Source organism: Pseudomonas sp. GW821-FHT01C01, assembly GCF_059422645.1.
Genome location: NZ_JBWKXF010000063.1, coordinates 1 through 15309 on the forward strand (window position 1 = coordinate 1; position 15309 = coordinate 15309).

Consider the following 15309-nt stretch of genomic DNA (forward strand, 5'->3'; position numbering starts at 1 on the left):
GCTGGACTCACGACTGCTATGCAGCCGAACGCAGCCTCGCGGGCTCGGCAGCTGCTACAGATCGCATTACCGCTTAATTGACTGGTATTAGGCCTTTGAGGCGCCGTTTTTCTTACCAGAAGTTTTCCACCGCCACCTGGCCAGGTCGCCGACTGAGGCTCAAGTGCATGTCACGCTGCTTGAGCAGCTTGCGCGTGTCATCGATCATCTGCGGATTGCCGCACAGCATGACCCGTGAATGTTCGGGCGTCAGCGCAACACCCGCTTCGCGCTCCAATTCGCCGGTTTCAATCAGCGTGGTGATCCGCCCGTTCAATGCGCCAGGATGCTGTTCACGAGTGACTGTGGCGATGAATTGCAGTTTGTGTGCGTACTCCGCCAGATACTCAAGTTTCGCCAGCCCCGCGATCAATTCCTGATAAGCCAGTTCCCGGGCCTCGCGTACGCTGTAGACCAGGATGATCCGCTCGAACTTCTCCCAGACTTCGAAGTCCTGGAGTATCGACAGAAACGGCGCCACGCCCGTGCCTGTGGATAACAACCACAGATCGCGCCCATCAACAAAACGGTCCAGTGTCAGGTAGCCGAAGGCCTGGCGGTCGACCAGCAAAGCATCGCCAACACCCAGGCGGCTGAGTTCGCTGGTGAACTCACCGCCCGGTACGACAATGGAAAAAAATTCGAGGAACTCGTCAAAGGGCGAGGACACCATGGAGTAGGCGCGCCATACCGTGCTGCCGTCAGCCCTGGTGACACCCAGCCGGGCAAACTGCCCCGCTCGAAAACGAAACCCTGCATCCCGGGTGGCACGCAAGGTAAACAGGTTCGGGGTCAACGGCTGAACCTCGAGCAAGGTTTGACAAGTAAATTTTTCTTCACTGACGGACATGGAAGGCTCCAATCGAAAGACACCCCCAGTGTCCCGCAAAGACAGCAGCGTAAACACCGACATTTTGTAGTGACATTAAGCACACAAGTTATTGATTACTAAATACGAGAAATAGCCCCCATATAAAATGGCGCATGGCATCTTACAACTCATCTATTTCCTAATAACCTGAACCACACTTTTCCAACACTCAAAAGAGCAAAATTTTCGCACCACCTCCGTAAGAACTGTCCTACACTCCGTGACGTGCCGGATCTCGGATCCAATCACGCACCCAGAAGACACGCTGATGGAGATCGTTGTATGGAGATCTGGAAGGAGTCACAGCTTAATCAATTGGCGCACACGCAAGATATCAATACTGCCTATCGAATCGCGCTCAACTTCGCTAGAAACCTTGGATATAAATTTTGTGGCTTTTCAATTACTTCAAACACAGCCGGGACCCACACCAATACGGTGAACCTGAACAATTTTCCGCATGAGTGGAACATTCAATATGAAAGAAACAATGCTACGCAAATAGATCCAGTAGTGGCTCACTGCAATCAGTCAATGCTACCTGTTCTCTGGAGCGAAGAGCTTTTTTCCATGGCGCCATGGCTATGGCAGTTGCTGCAGCAACAAGGTTTGCAGCATGGCTGGTCCCAAGCGATCTTTGATGAGGAAACCGGCCTGCACAGTATTCTCAGCCTGGCCAGAAGCCATTGCCCGATTTCAGCCTATGAGTTGTACGAGAACCTTGGATTCTCGGTGTTCATCAGTCGCCACTTGCACGCTCTGGCGATCGGGATGCAACCGAAAAAACCGGCTCGTCCTCACGCTCCTCCCTTGTCACGGCGGGAACTCGAAGTATTGAAACTGTCGGCCGATGGCAAGACGGCCTATGAAATTTCCAGGATCCTCAATTTGAGTGAACGCACCGTCAACTTTCATGTGCACAGGGCTATCGAGAAGCTCGGCGTCAACAACAAGATTGCGGCAGTCATCGCCGCGGCCCGCTCCGGAGCCATCTGAAAGCGCCCGGTTCCGGGAAAACCTGCGGGTAATCCAATCAAAAAAAACGTACCATTTGCGGTCCCTCCTGAGTGATGGCGTGTAGACCTTCACGACGCAGTACACTCGGACGGCTCCGCCCGCTTCAACGCCTTCGGGCAGCGGGACATCCGTTGATTACCCAGAGCCCCGCCCCATGCCTTTGCTCGAAACACCCTTTGCCAGCCTCGACCTGATCCGCCAGCCCGAACAGCAGAACGAACCGCTGCAAGCTTTCGACGCGGCCGATGAATACCTGCTCAATCATCTGGCCGAACAGCAACCGGCGTCGGACACTCGGGTATTGCTGCTCAATGACAGTTTCGGTGCGTTGGCGGCCAGCCTCGCGGGCAAGGTGCAGGTGGTCAGCAGCGGCGACTCGTTCCTGGCCTTCCAGGGACTGGAAAAGAATCTGGTGCGCAACGGCCTGGCGTTTGATGCGGTGCCGAGCGTACCCGCCAGCGAGGTCCCTGTCGGACCGTTCGACCGGGTACTCATCCGCGTACCGAAAACCCTGGCGTTGCTGGAAGAACAACTGATCCGCCTGCAAGGCCAACTGGCACCCGGCGCCCAAGTGGTTGCCGCGGCCATGATCAAGCATCTGCCCCGGGCGGCGGGGGATTTGCTGGAGCGTTACATCGGCCCGGTGCAAGCCTCGCTGGCGGTGAAGAAGGCCCGCTTGTTGATTGCAATCGCTGAAACCAAAGTGCCCGCCATATCCCCCTACCCGACCCGCTATCAGCTCGATGAACCGGCCATCGAACTGATCAACCACGCGAACGTGTTTTGTCGCGAAGGCCTGGACATCGGCACCCGGGCGTTTTTGCCACACCTGCCGAAAAACCTCGGTTCGGCGCGGGTCGCCGATCTCGGTTGCGGCAATGGCGTTCTGGCAATCGCCAGCGCCCTGCAAAACCCCGACGCTCACTACACGCTGGTGGACGAATCATTCATGGCCGTGCAATCGGCCGCCGAAAACTGGCGCGCTGCGTTGGCCGGGCGGGAAGTGATCGTGCGTGCCGGCGATGGCCTGGCCGGCCAGGAACCGCAATCGCTTGACGTCGTGCTGTGCAATCCACCGTTTCACCAGCAACAAGTCGTGGGCGACTTCCTGGCCTGGCGGATGTTCCAGCAGGCGCGCGAAGCGCTGGTCGTGGGCGGCGCGCTGTACATCGTCGGCAATCGTCACCTGGGTTATCACAGCAAGCTGGCGCGGTTGTTCCGTGGCGTCGAGCAAGTGGCGGCCAATCCGAAATTCGTGATCCTCAAGGCACGCAAATAACAAGCAAAAAAAACCCTCCGGCAGGAGGGTTATAAAACCGTGCCTTGAGGCCACGGGAGGGATGTCAGTGCGTGGTCAGGCCCGCCGCGTTCATGAACAGGCGCATCAGGCTGGCGACGATGAACAAGGCGCCCACGCTGCCAACCCAAATCAGGGCCAGCCAACCGAGCCGCTGCCACAGCGGTTTTTTTTCGGTTTCTTCAATGTCGTGCAGGGAATGTTTGCTGCTCATTGCTTCAATCCTCCTCCAGATAAATGGCGTCGCTTCCGACGCCATCGCGAGCAAGCTCGCTCCTACAGGTTCGTGGTGCTGAGGGCTAGTGGTAACCGTCTTCGTGGGTGACCTTGCCGCGGAACACGTAGTAGCTCCAGAAGGTGTAGCCCAGGATGAACGGGATGATGAACAGCGTGCCCACCAGCATGAAGCCCTGGCTTTGCGGCGGCGCGGCGGCATCCCAGATCGAGATCGACGGCGGGATGATGTTCGGCCACAAGCTGATGCCCAACCCGCTGTAACCCAGGAAGATCAGCACCAGTGTCAGCAGGAACGGCGTGTAATGCGCATTGCGGGCCACGGCGCGGATCAGGCCGTACATCGTCACCAGCACCAGAATCGGCACCGGCATGAACCAGAACAGATTCGGCATGGTGAACCAACGTGCGGCGATTTCTGCGTGGGCCAGCGGGGTCCAGATGCTGACGACGCCGATCACCGCCAGCAGCACGAAGGCCAATGGCCGCGCCAGGTCATGCATCTGTTCCTGCAACTTGCCTTCGGTCTTCATGATCAGCCAGGTGCAGCCGAGCAACGCATACGCCACCACCAGCGCCGCACCACAGAACATCGTGAACGGTGTCAGCCAGTCCAGTGAACCACCGGCGAACTGCCGATTGACCACCGGCAGCCCATCGATGAACGCACCGAGCGCAACCCCCTGGAAGAACGTCGCAGTGACCGATCCCCCGATGAACGCCTTGTCCCACAGGTGGCGCTTGTCGTCCCGGGCCTTGAAGCGGAACTCGAAGGCCACACCGCGAAAAATCAACCCGATCAACATCAGGATCAGCGGCAGGTACAACGCCGAGAGCACCACCGAATAGGCCAGCGGAAACGCGCCGAACAACGCCGCGCCCCCCAACACCAGCCAGGTTTCGTTGCCGTCCCAGACCGGGGCGACGGTGTTCATCATCACATCGCGATCGGTCTTGCCCGGAATGAACGGGAAGAGAATGCCGATGCCCAGGTCGAAACCGTCCATGACCACGTACATCATGATGCCGAAGATGATGATCACGGCCCAGATCAGCGGAAGATCAATACCCATGATTCAAATCTCCTTGGTCAGGCTGTGGCCGGCATCGGCGTGATCGTCGTCGGCTGCGGACAGCGGACGGGCCGGTGTGCGTTTCTGGCCTGGACCACCGTCGTTGGTTTCTTTGCCTTCGTCGGTTTTCGGCCCCTTGCGCACCAGGCGCATCATGTAGCCAAGACCGGCGCCAAACAGCGCGAAATAGACCACGACAAACAGGATCAGGGTGATGCTCATCTGCATGAAGCTATGGTTGGACGACGCATCCGCCGTACGCATCAAGCCGTAGACCACCCACGGCTGACGGCCGATTTCCGTGGTGAACCAGCCGGCGAGGATTGCGATCAGGCCGGACGGCCCCATCCACAACGCCAGGTACAGGAACGGCCGCGAGGTGTAGAGCGTGTCGCGCTTGCGCAGCCACAGGCTCCACAAACCGGTGAAAATCATCAGCATGCCCAGGCCAACCATGATCCGGAACGACCAGAACACAATGGTCGAATTCGGCCGGTCTTCAGGTGGGAACTCCTTGAGCGCCGGCACCTGTTTGTCCAGCGAGTGCGTGAGGATCAGGCTACCCAGGTACGGGATTTCGACGGCGAATTTGGTTTTCTCCTCCTTCATGTCCGGCCAGCCGAACAGGATCAGTGGAGTCGCCTCATTACCTTTGTTTTCCCAGTGTCCCTCGATCGCGGCGATTTTTGCCGGTTGATGTTCAAGGGTATTGAGGCCGTGGAAGTCACCGATGACTGCCTGGATCGGTGCGACGATCAGGGCCATCCACATGGCCATCGATAACATTTTGCGAATCGCCGGGTTGTCCTTGCCGCGCAGCAAATGCCAGGCCGCCGAGGAGCCGACGAAGAACGCCGTCGCCACGAACGCCGCCGTGGCCATGTGCATCAGGCGGTACGGGAACGACGGGTTGAAGATCACCGCCAGCCAGTCGGTTGGAATCACTTGGCCATTGACGATTTCGAAACCCTGCGGGGTCTGCATCCAGCTGTTGGAGGCCAGGATCCAGAACGTCGAGATCAGTGTGCCGATGGCGACCATGACCGTGGCAAAGTAGTGCAGCTTGCGCCCGACCTTGTTCCAGCCGAACAGCATGACGCCGAGGAATCCGGCTTCGAGGAAGAATGCCGTGAGCACTTCATAGGTCAGCAACGGCCCCGTCACGGAACCGGCGAAGTCGGAGAAGCGACTCCAGTTGGTGCCGAACTGATAAGCCATCACCAGGCCGGAAACCACCCCCATGCCGAAGTTGACGGCAAAGATCTTCGACCAGAAATGGTAGAGGTCACGGTAGGTGTCGTTATGGGTTTTCAGCCACAGGCCTTCGAGTACCGCCAGGTAGCTCGCCAGACCGATGGTGATGGCCGGAAACAGGATGTGGAACGAGATGGTGAACGCGAACTGAATTCGGGCGAGATCAAGTGCCTCTAAACCGAACATAAGTCTTCCTCTGTCAGGTAGTACGGCTGCTGGCTGGAAGCCTGCACCCACGGCCCCCACGGATATGGAGTGTGGCGAATCTCTGTTTGTTCTTTTTTTGCACGCATCACAACGCAGGGAGTCTGGCCTTGCGGCCGCCGGATCAATTCCTTTTGTGGGTTTTGATCTGGATCAATCAACGTTGAAAGAGTAGTCCCATTTTCGGGGATAACCCGCGTGGTCTATTGCCGCGTGACAAGTTGCCTCATGGCCTTGGTCACGAACTGAAATACATTTCCTGTGGGAGCGGGCTTGCTCGCGAAAGCGGAGTGTCAGTCGATATCTTATGTCGTATGTACCGCCCTCTTCGCGGGCAAGCCCGCTCCCACAGTGCTTCCTGTGCTCCCAAGATAGGTATCTAGCTAACTAATTTTTTTGTCATGGCAACTCCCTGTTACAGGTTGGTGATAACCTCGCCTTTCCCCTCCCCCCAGATTTTCCCGCAAATGCCCAGCCAAGAGCCCTTGCTGTTACGTCACCATCGCCCTTTTCTTGCGTTCTGGCTGGCCCGGGTATTTACCGCCAGCGGCTTCCAGATGCTCACCGTGGCCATCGGCTGGAACCTGTATCAATTGACCGGCAACGTGCTCGACCTGGGTCTGGTTGGCCTGGTCGAGTTCGCCCCGCGCGTGCTGTTCATGCTGCACACCGGGCACGTCGCCGACCGCTATGACCGGCGCAAGGTCGCGGCAATCTGCCAGTCCTTGCAGGCATTGATCGCCCTGTCGCTGGCCATTGGCAGCGCGACCGACCATGTCACCCGGGAAATGATCTTTATCCTCGCATTCCTGCTCGGTGCCGCTCGCTCCTTTGAAATGCCGACCACCCAAGCCCTGCTGCCAAGCATCGTGCCCAGCGCGCTGTTTCCCCGCGCGGTGGCCGCCGCCCAATCGGCCCAGCAATCGGCCACCATCGTCGCCCCGGCCCTCGGCGGTTTGCTCTACGCCTTCGGCAGCGTCTGGGTGTATGGCCCGACGGTGCTGCTGTATGTCATCGCCTGTTCGCTGATGCTCAACCTGCCGGCCCGGCAGACGCCGCTGAACAAGGGCAAGGCCACGCTGGATTCACTGCTCGCGGGCATTCGCTTTATCCGCAGTCGTCCGGACATACTCGGGGCGATCTCCCTCGATCTGTTTGCGGTGCTGTTGGGTGGAGCGACGGCGTTGCTGCCGGTGTTCGCCAAGGACATTCTGCTGACCGGCCCATGGGGTCTCGGCCTGTTGCGCTCGGCACCGGCGGTGGGCGCGCTGTTGATGTCGCTGTTCCTGGCGCGTTTTGCCGTGGAACGTAATGTCGGGCGGGTGATGTTTACCGCCGTGGGCATCTTCGGCGTGGCAACCATTGCCTTCGGCCTGTCGACCTCGTTCTGGTTTTCCCTGGCAGTGCTGGTGGTATTGGGCGCGGCAGACATGATCAGCATGGTCATTCGCGCGTCTTTCGTACAACTGGAAACCCCGGACGAAATGCGCGGCCGGGTCAGCGCCGTAAACGGCTTGTTCATAGGTGCTTCGAACCAGTTGGGTGAATTCGAATCAGGCCTGACCGCCCACTGGTTCGGCACCGTGCCAGCCGTGGTCATGGGCGGGATCGGCACGCTGGTGGTGACCGGGGTGTGGGTCAAACTGTTCCCGACCCTGGCCAGCCGCGATCGCATGCATATGCCGAAGGAAGAGGCGAAAGCCTGAAACAGCTCTCAGGCACAAATTGACCGACAAGGTGCAATACATAGTTAACGCATAAAGTGTAATGTATCGCCTTACACTCGCCCCATGATCAAACCCTTTCAGCACAAGGGCCTTCGGGGCTTCTATGAAACAGGTTCGACTCGTGGGATTCGTGCAGATCATGCGAAGCGTCTGTCGCGGATGTTGCAGTTTATGGACCGCGCGACTGCACCTGGCGACCTCGACCTTCCGGGATTGCGCTTACACCCGCTCAAGGGTGAGTTGCTCAATTACTGGTCACTGAGCGTTTCAGGGAACTGGCGTATTGTTTTTCGTTTTATCGGTTCCGATATCGAACTGGTCGACTATCTGGACTACCACTGACAGGAGGCAGGACATGCCCTTGCACAACCCGCCTCACCCTGGTGAAACACTATTATTGGATGTGTTACCCGGGTTGGGTATCAGCGTCGCTGAGTTGGCCCGCCATTTGGGTTTTGCTCGCCCGCATCTTTCCCGGGTCCTACACGGCCATGCACCGATCAGCCCGGACCTGGCAGTGCGACTGGAAAGGGCTGGAATCGGTAAAGCGCGGATATGGCTTGGGGTCCAGACTGATTACGATCTCTGGCAAGCGGAACAGCGTGAACAGCCGAATATCAAACCTATCGCCACGCACGCCTGAGCCTTCTAAACCAACAACTCCCCCGCCACTGCCATACGAGTGGCTTTACCGCAAAGCTGTTCCACCAGCGCCAGGGCAAATGCCAATGCGGCAGCCGAGCCCTGGGCGGTGATGCAGTTGCCATCGACCACTACCGGTTGATCGACGAAGTTACAGCCCAACAGTTGATGGCTGGCCGATGGCAGACAGGTCATGCGCCGTTGACGCAAAACGCCAAAGGCTTGCAGCGCCACAGCGGGTGATTCGGCGATACCGGCAAACAGGCGACCGGCGGCCGCCTGATCCTTGATCAATTGTTGCAGAGGTTGATGTGCTGCCAAGTGCTGCGAGCCCACGGCACCACCCGGCAGGGCAATCAGGTCGAACGGTTGCGCCAGCAAATCCACCAGCATTGCATCGCTGGTCAGGCGAGTGCCACGGGCGCAGGTGAGCATGCGCCGCCCCTCGATGCTGGCCACCACCACTTCTATTTTGGCGCGGCGCAACACGTCGATCAGGGTCACGGTTTGCAGGTCGTCGGTGCCCTCGGCGAGGGCAATCAATGCTCTAAAGGTCATCAGGTATTGTCCGCTGAGTGATCTTTTAAGCGTAGTCAGCTTTCCTGCCCCTTGTTCGAGGCTTGCGGTTACTTGATGTAAAGCTGCGTCGACATCGTGTTGCCGGGTGCGTTGATCGAGGTATTGCTGAAGGTCAGAGTGCCTTCCTGCTTGCCCGCCAGATCAAGGGCATACAAATAGCCGACGGTTTTTTCCCCGGGGGTGCAGCTGGTCAGGTTGCCGTTCTTGAACGCGCAAACCGGCGTCCGTGTTCCGTTCACCTCGAAACCGTCGAGGGCGACATGGGCCTCACGCCCGTAACCCACTTCCAGCACGTACACCGTGATGTTCGGACCATTGTGATCGCAGCGCGTCCGGGTTTGCCCTTCGTCGATGTTCTCGACACCGCAGGACGGCGATGCGACTTTGAGTACTTTCAATTGCGTCAGTGGCGCAGCCGAGGCCGCCACGGCCGTTTGAGCCCCGAGAAACAACGCCATCCATACTGCGAAGGCGGCAACCAGACGCTTTTTCATGCAGGACCCATCCACCCCAAAAAACCAGCACGCAGTATGGCGCACTTGGCTTTGTCGCAAAACATCGACGACGATCACCGCCATAAGCAGCCATATTCCCAAGCTACTGGTATGATGCGCGGCTTTTTCCGGCCCACAGTAATTTCCAGGCGCGTTCTGCTGCCTGTGCTTTGCTGTTGAGGTCGATACATTCACGGCGCCCGGCGCGCCACGGGGAGCAGACATGCTGGAAAGGCTGTTTCAACTCAAGGCACACAACACCAACGTGCGGACCGAGATTCTGGCGGGCGTCACGACCTTTTTGGCCATGGCCTACATTCTGTTCGTCAACCCGAGCATCCTCGGCGAGACCGGCATGGACAAGGGCGCGGTATTCGTCGCCACCTGCCTGGCAGCCGCCATCGGCTCCACGACCATGGGCCTGATCGCCAACTACCCGATCGCCCTCGCGCCGGGCATGGGCCTGAACGCCTTCTTCACCTACACCGTGGTCCTGCACATGGGCCACACCTGGCAAGTGGCACTGGGCGCGGTGTTCATCTCGGCGGTGTGCTTCTTCCTGCTGTCGATCTTCCGCATCCGTGAATGGATCATCAACAGCATCCCGCTGCCGCTGCGCTCGGCGATTGCCGCGGGTATCGGCCTGTTCCTGGCGCTGATTGCCCTGCACAACGCCGGTATCGTGGTCAGCAACCCGGCGACCATGGTCGGCCTCGGCGACCTGAAGCAACCGGCGCCAATCCTCGCCACCCTCGGTTTTGCCCTGATCGTCGCGCTTGAAGCCCTTGCCGTGCGCGGCGCAGTGCTGATCGGCATTCTGGTGGTGACCATCGTTTCGATCGTGATGGGCTTCACTCCATTCGGCGGCGTGATGTCGATGCCACCATCGCTGGCCCCGACCTTCCTGCAACTGGACATCAAGGGCGCGCTGGACATTGGTCTGGTCAGCGTGATCTTCGCCTTCCTGTTCGTCGACCTGTTCGATAACTCCGGCACCCTGATTGGCGTCGCCAAGCGCGCCGGCCTGATGGGCAAGGACGGCCATATGCCGAAAATGGGTCGCGCGCTGATCGCCGACAGCACCGCAGCCATGGCCGGTTCCCTCCTGGGCACCTCGACCACCACCAGCTACATCGAATCCGCCGCCGGCGTGAGTGCCGGTGGCCGCACCGGCCTGACCGCCGTCGTCGTCGCGATCCTGTTCCTGCTGGCGTTGTTCTTCTCGCCACTGGCCGCCAGTGTTCCAGCCTTCGCCACCGCACCGGCCCTGCTGTTCGTCGCCGTGCTGATGACATCCGGCCTGGCCGAAATAGACTGGGACGACATCACCGTTGCCGCGCCAGTGGTGATCACCGCGCTGGCGATGCCGTTCACTTATTCCATCGCCAATGGCATCGCCTTCGGTTTCATTTCCTGGACCGCCATCAAGCTGATGTCCGGTCGTGGCCGTGAGCTGAACCCGGCGCTGGTAATCCTGTCGATTCTGTTCGTGATCAAGCTGGGTTGGTTCAACGCATGACTTTCGATTCCCAGGCCTACGCCGTTCAGCTCGAAGCCAAGGTCCAGCGTTTGCGTGACCTGCTGACCCCGTTCGATGCGCCCGAGCCAGCCGTTTTCGATTCACCGCTGCAAAACTTCCGCCTGCGCGCCGAGTTCCGCCTGTGGCGCGAAGCCGGCGAGCGTCATTACGCGATGTTTTCCCAGGAAGACAAGCGCACGCCAATCCTGATCGAAGAGTTCCCGATTGCCAGCCTGCGCATCAACCAGTTGATGCCGCAGCTAAAGGCTGCATGGCAAGCCAGCGCAGCCCTGAGTCACAAGCTGTTTCAGGTCGAGTTCCTGACCACCCTGGCCGGCGATGCGATGATCACCCTGTGTTATCACCGCCCGCTGGACGAGCATTGGCACGCCGCGGCTTCAAAACTGGCGACCGACCTGAATGTCAGCGTCATTGGCCGCTCCAAGGGCAAACGCGAAGTCATAGGCCACGATTACGTGGTCGAACAACTGGACGTCGGCGGCCGCACCTTCAGCTACCGCCAGCCGGAAGGCGCGTTCACCCAGCCTAACGGCACCGTGAACCAGAAGATGCTCAACTGGGCATACGATGCGCTCGGGGATCGCTCCGATGATTTGCTGGAGTTGTATTGCGGTAACGGCAACTTCACCCTGCCGCTCGCCACCCGCGTACGCAAAGTGCTGGCCACTGAAATAAGCAAGACCTCAGTCAATGCAGCATTGAGCAACCTGAGCGAAAACGCTGTGAATAACGTCACCCTGGTGCGTTTGTCCGCCGAAGAGTTGACTGAAGCCCTGAATGAAGTACGTCCGTTCCGTCGCCTGCACGGCATCGACCTCAAGAGCTACGAGTTCGGCAGCGTGTTCGTCGACCCGCCTCGCGCCGGCATGGACCCGGACACCTGCGAGCTGACCCGGCGCTTCGACAACATCCTGTACATCTCCTGCAATCCGGAAACCCTGGCAGCCAACATCGCCCAACTGCACGACACCCACCGCATCACCCGATGCGCAATGTTCGACCAGTTCCCGTGGACCCATCACATGGAATCCGGGGTGTTGTTGACCCGGCGTTGATGGCTATTGCCAGGCACAAAAAAGCCGTCTTCACGACGGCTTTTTTGTGGGCACTTACAAGACAACATCGACCTTGCGCGGGCGCCCGCCTTTCCTGCCGTTGGCCCGCGCGGCTTCAGACTTTGCGGCGCTACTCTGGCGACCATTGCGCGAAGCAACGACCGAGGCCGCCATGTCCATCAGCGGCTTGCTCGCAGAAATCATCCCGGCGATAGATATATGCAGGTCCTTGCCGTCATGGCGCAGTGCAGTACCCGCGTAGCCGACAGTCAGGCTGGCGAAATCCTCACCCTCAAAATCATCGAACTCCGGATAGTTGGCCACGGGCAACAATACGCCGCTGCCGTCTTCGAAGCTGACAGCTAGACAGGGGGCCAGGTAGGTAACTGCTGTCGCTTGCAGGCTGTTTTTTCTACGTAATTCGCCACGTCCAATGGCTTTGTCCAGGCTACGTTCCGTTATGGGGTTATCGGCCTGAATCTTGGCTTTTATCGTTTTCATAACTCGACCGCACTCCAAGTACCCGCCTCCACATGCGCATGAGGTGGACAATGCTCGTCTCGCAACATGATCACTACCGACAGTCCTTTGTAACTGCATACCTTCATGCTAACCCATCAGTTAGGTTTATGAATCCGAGGATCCGGCATTCCCTGGAAAATCCGACCGCTGGCATTGGCAGTCGAATCTTTCTCCCGTCCTCAGGCTAGCGTCCGGGCGCTTCCCGGGCCTGCGGAACACCACGCGAAATGGTAAGAAATCCTTTCATTACGACGCTGGCACCTGATAAATACTGATCCAGTTTCTTCATTTGATCCCCGGTGTCATCAATCATGCAGCGACAATTCGACGATCTTCAGTTGGGCAGCATCGAGCTGTTTTGTCTCGCGGCCGAGGCTGGCAGCTTTACCGCCGCTGCGCTGGTGGCGGGTGTGACGCCAGCCGCGGTGAGCCGCTCGGTGTCGCGCATGGAAGAACGCCTGGGCGTGCGCCTGTTCGCGCGCACCACGCGTAGTGTGAAGTTGACCGACAGTGGTCGCCGTTATCACGAAGAGTGTCGCCAGGCCCTTGCGCAACTGGTCGAGGCCCAGCGCGAGGTCATGGGCCAGCAACAAGTGCCGTCCGGCACCCTGCGCATCAGTATTCCGACCACTTACGCACATCATCGAATCCTGCCGCTGTTGCCCGAGTTCCGCGCGCGATATCCGGCGGTGAAGGTCGAGTCGCACATCAGCAATCGCAACATCGATTTCGTCGGTGAAGGCTATGACATGGCTATCCGTGTGCGAGCCATCCCGGATTCCGGCCTGATTGCCCGACAGTTGGAAGATGCCGCCCTGGTGATGATTGCAAGCCCCGACTACCTGAAGCGGGCCGGCATTCCGCAAACTCTCGACGACCTCCAGAACCACGAATGCATTCAGTACGAACTGCCCAGCAGCGGCCGGCGGATTGCCTGGTTGTTCAACGAAGAAGGCGTGCCTCGAGAGATTCTGGCCGAGGGCAGCCTCAGTTGTTCCGACGATGTACTGGGCGGTGTGACCCTGGCCAAACATGGGGCGGGGTTGTTTCAGACCTATCGTTTTATCGTTGAAAAGGAACTGGCCGACGGTTCGCTAGTGGAAGTGCTCAAGCCCTATGGTGGGCGCTCGCGGCCGTTTACCTTGCTGTACCCGCAAAGTCGTCATGTGCCGCTGCGCTTGAGGGCGTTTATCGATTTCCTCGTGGAGCACCTGCCGCGCTGACCTGCGAAAGTGTCCGATCACCGCCCACAAACAGCCAGGGTGCCTTCACTTCAATTGACCGAATTAACCAGTTAGTACAATTTATCTCCACAGGCTGAAACCCTCGGCCGATTCCAAAAACAATAAGTGGAGAGATTTCGATGTCCCCTATCGTTCTGGTGCTTAACGGCCCGAACCTGAACCTGCTCGGCACCCGTGAGCCGGCGACTTACGGCCACGAAACCCTGGCAGACATTTCGGCCCTGTGCGGACGTGCCGCCGAAGAATTCGGCCTGGCAGTGGAGTTTCGCCAGACCAACCATGAAGGCGAATTGCTCGACTGGATTCACGCCGCCCGCGGTCGCTGCGCCGGGATCGTCATCAATCCTGCCGCGTGGACCCACACCTCCGTTGCGATCCGCGATGCCCTGGTCGCCAGCGAACTGCCGGTGATCGAAGTCCACCTGTCCAACGTCCACGCTCGCGAATCCTTCCGCCACCATTCCTTCGTTTCAGGCATTGCCACCGCCGTACTGGCAGGTTTCGGCAGCCACGGCTATCGCCTGGCGCTGGAGCATTTCAGTCAACGTTTGAAGGGGTGATCGCCGTGACTCAGAACCACGTGATACTGGCCGGGCTGATCGGCGCCGGCATCCAGGCTTCCCGCACTCCAGCGCTGCACGAACACGAAGGCGATGCCCAGGGGCTGCGCTACCTCTATCGCCTGATTGATCTTGATCAGTTGAAACTCGACAGCAACGCCCTGCCCGACCTGTTGATGGCTGCCGAGCGGATGAACTTCACCGGACTGAACATCACCTTTCCATGCAAGCAGGCGATCATCCCGCTGCTCGACGAACTCTCGCCGGAGGCCCGCGGTATCGGCGCGGTCAACACGGTGGTGCTCAAGGATGGCAAACGCATCGGCCACAACACCGATTGCCTGGGCTTTGCCGAAGGGTTTCGCCGAGGCTTGAAGGACGTTGCCGTTGAACGTGTCGTACAAATGGGCGCCGGCGGTGCAGGTGCGGCGGTGGCCCACGCGTTGTTGAGCGAAGGCGTACAACAGCTGAGCATTTTTGACGTGGACATCCGTCGCGCCCAGGATTTGGCTGACAATCTCAATCAGCATTTCGACGTAGCTCGAGCGGTGGCCGGGTATGACCTGCCCAGCGCTATGGCCCAGGCTGACGGCCTGGTGAACACCACGCCGATGGGCATGAAAAAACTGCCAGGCATGCCAGTGCCGGTCGAGCTGCTGCGGGCCGAATTGTGGGTGGCGGAAATCGTCTACTTCCCGCTGGAAACCGAATTGCTGCGAAACGCCCGCGCACTGGGTTGCCGGACACTGGACGGCGGCAACATGGCGGTGTTTCAGGCGGTGAAGGCGTTCGAATTGTTCAGCGGCGTGGTGCCGGATGCCCAACGGATGCTTGAGCATTTCCAGAGCATGAATGGTTGACGACCCGTAGGAGCCGGCTTGCTGGCGAACCAGACAATGCGGTGTGTCAGGTGAGCCGCCTTCGCTGGCAAGCCAGCTCCTACAGGCGACGCGGTGT

Annotated in this window: 17 protein-coding genes and 1 pseudogene; 10 read left to right on the plus strand and 8 right to left on the minus strand. The window is 59.1% G+C overall.

Going from position 1 to position 15309, the window contains the following annotated elements:
- Positions 1-112: 112 nt before the first annotated feature.
- Positions 113-889 (minus strand): ferredoxin--NADP reductase, encoded by a 777-nt coding sequence (locus tag AC07XF_RS25660; RefSeq protein WP_495028733.1) that lies wholly within the window; start codon positions 887-889, stop codon positions 113-115.
- Between the two features lie 303 nt (positions 890-1192).
- On the opposite strand from AC07XF_RS25660, the gene AC07XF_RS25665 reads away from it, so the two are divergent.
- Positions 1193-1906: a helix-turn-helix transcriptional regulator gene (locus AC07XF_RS25665; RefSeq protein ID WP_495028734.1), complete on the plus strand. Its 714-nt coding sequence runs from the start codon at positions 1193-1195 to the stop codon at positions 1904-1906.
- A 175-nt stretch (positions 1907-2081) separates the two neighbouring features.
- The gene (locus tag AC07XF_RS25670; RefSeq protein ID WP_495028735.1) at positions 2082-3206 is read left to right on the plus strand and encodes a methyltransferase; all 1125 of its coding nucleotides are present in this window, start codon (positions 2082-2084) and stop codon (positions 3204-3206) included.
- A gap of 64 nt (positions 3207-3270) precedes the next feature.
- On the opposite strand, the gene AC07XF_RS25675 is transcribed toward AC07XF_RS25670, so the two are convergent.
- The 3 genes from AC07XF_RS25675 to AC07XF_RS25685 form a co-directional block, all read right to left on the minus strand.
- Complete coding sequence (locus tag AC07XF_RS25675; protein ID WP_495028736.1) at positions 3271-3438, minus strand: DUF2474 domain-containing protein; 168 nt, start codon at positions 3436-3438, stop codon at positions 3271-3273.
- Between the two features lie 85 nt (positions 3439-3523).
- Complete coding sequence (cydB, locus tag AC07XF_RS25680; protein ID WP_495028737.1) at positions 3524-4531, minus strand: cytochrome d ubiquinol oxidase subunit II; 1008 nt, start codon at positions 4529-4531, stop codon at positions 3524-3526.
- A 3-nt stretch (positions 4532-4534) separates the two neighbouring features.
- A complete protein-coding gene (locus AC07XF_RS25685) occupies positions 4535-5971 on the minus strand; it encodes a cytochrome ubiquinol oxidase subunit I (RefSeq protein ID WP_495028738.1) in 1437 nt (478 codons plus the stop codon).
- 485 nt (positions 5972-6456) lie between these two features.
- On the opposite strand from AC07XF_RS25685, the gene AC07XF_RS25690 reads away from it, so the two are divergent.
- From AC07XF_RS25690 to AC07XF_RS25700, 3 genes are all read left to right on the plus strand, one after another.
- Entirely contained in the window at positions 6457-7695 is a 1239-nt protein-coding gene (locus AC07XF_RS25690) for an MFS transporter (protein WP_495028739.1), read from the plus strand.
- An 84-nt stretch (positions 7696-7779) separates the two neighbouring features.
- Positions 7780-8058: a type II toxin-antitoxin system RelE/ParE family toxin gene (locus tag AC07XF_RS25695; RefSeq protein ID WP_495028740.1), complete on the plus strand. Its 279-nt coding sequence runs from the start codon at positions 7780-7782 to the stop codon at positions 8056-8058.
- A gap of 13 nt (positions 8059-8071) precedes the next feature.
- Positions 8072-8359 (plus strand): HigA family addiction module antitoxin, encoded by a 288-nt coding sequence (locus tag AC07XF_RS25700; protein WP_495028741.1) that lies wholly within the window; start codon positions 8072-8074, stop codon positions 8357-8359.
- 5 nt (positions 8360-8364) lie between these two features.
- On the opposite strand, the gene AC07XF_RS25705 is transcribed toward AC07XF_RS25700, so the two are convergent.
- Both AC07XF_RS25705 and AC07XF_RS25710 read right to left on the minus strand, forming a co-directional pair.
- Positions 8365-8916: a DJ-1 family glyoxalase III gene (locus AC07XF_RS25705; protein WP_495028742.1), complete on the minus strand. Its 552-nt coding sequence runs from the start codon at positions 8914-8916 to the stop codon at positions 8365-8367.
- Positions 8917-8984: 68 nt separating this feature from the next.
- Positions 8985-9431: a DUF4879 domain-containing protein gene (locus AC07XF_RS25710; RefSeq protein WP_495028743.1), complete on the minus strand. Its 447-nt coding sequence runs from the start codon at positions 9429-9431 to the stop codon at positions 8985-8987.
- Positions 9432-9654: 223 nt separating this feature from the next.
- Here AC07XF_RS25710 and AC07XF_RS25715 point away from each other — a divergent pair, with 223 nt between their 5' ends.
- Together AC07XF_RS25715 and trmA are read left to right on the plus strand one after the other, a co-directional pair.
- On the plus strand, positions 9655-10950 hold the full coding sequence (locus tag AC07XF_RS25715) for an NCS2 family permease (RefSeq protein WP_046041744.1): 1296 nt from the start codon (positions 9655-9657) through the stop codon (positions 10948-10950).
- Complete coding sequence (gene trmA / locus AC07XF_RS25720; protein WP_495028744.1) at positions 10947-12026, plus strand: tRNA (uridine(54)-C5)-methyltransferase TrmA; 1080 nt, start codon at positions 10947-10949, stop codon at positions 12024-12026. Before AC07XF_RS25715 ends, trmA begins: the two co-directional genes overlap by 4 nt.
- Positions 12027-12080: 54 nt before the next feature.
- Here the strand turns inward: trmA and AC07XF_RS25725 are convergent, their stop codons facing one another.
- Both AC07XF_RS25725 and AC07XF_RS25730 read right to left on the minus strand, forming a co-directional pair.
- Positions 12081-12527 carry a DUF2442 domain-containing protein gene (locus AC07XF_RS25725; RefSeq protein ID WP_495028745.1) on the minus strand — a complete coding sequence of 149 codons (447 nt, stop codon included), beginning with the start codon at positions 12525-12527 and terminating at the stop codon, positions 12081-12083.
- A gap of 8 nt (positions 12528-12535) precedes the next feature.
- Positions 12536-12634, minus strand: a pseudogene (locus AC07XF_RS25730) (DUF4160 domain-containing protein); the annotation flags it as partial.
- 225 nt (positions 12635-12859) lie between these two features.
- Between AC07XF_RS25730 and AC07XF_RS25735 the strand changes: the two are divergent.
- The 3 genes from AC07XF_RS25735 to AC07XF_RS25745 all read left to right on the plus strand — a co-directional run bounded on the left by AC07XF_RS25735 (position 12860) and on the right by AC07XF_RS25745 (position 15212).
- Positions 12860-13771: a LysR family transcriptional regulator gene (locus tag AC07XF_RS25735; RefSeq protein WP_495028746.1), complete on the plus strand. Its 912-nt coding sequence runs from the start codon at positions 12860-12862 to the stop codon at positions 13769-13771.
- Positions 13772-13911: 140 nt separating this feature from the next.
- Positions 13912-14352: a type II 3-dehydroquinate dehydratase gene (gene aroQ / locus AC07XF_RS25740; protein WP_007990916.1), complete on the plus strand. Its 441-nt coding sequence runs from the start codon at positions 13912-13914 to the stop codon at positions 14350-14352.
- A 5-nt stretch (positions 14353-14357) separates the two neighbouring features.
- Positions 14358-15212 carry a shikimate dehydrogenase gene (locus tag AC07XF_RS25745; protein WP_495028747.1) on the plus strand — a complete coding sequence of 285 codons (855 nt, stop codon included), beginning with the start codon at positions 14358-14360 and terminating at the stop codon, positions 15210-15212.
- The last annotated feature ends 97 nt before the right edge of the window (positions 15213-15309 follow it).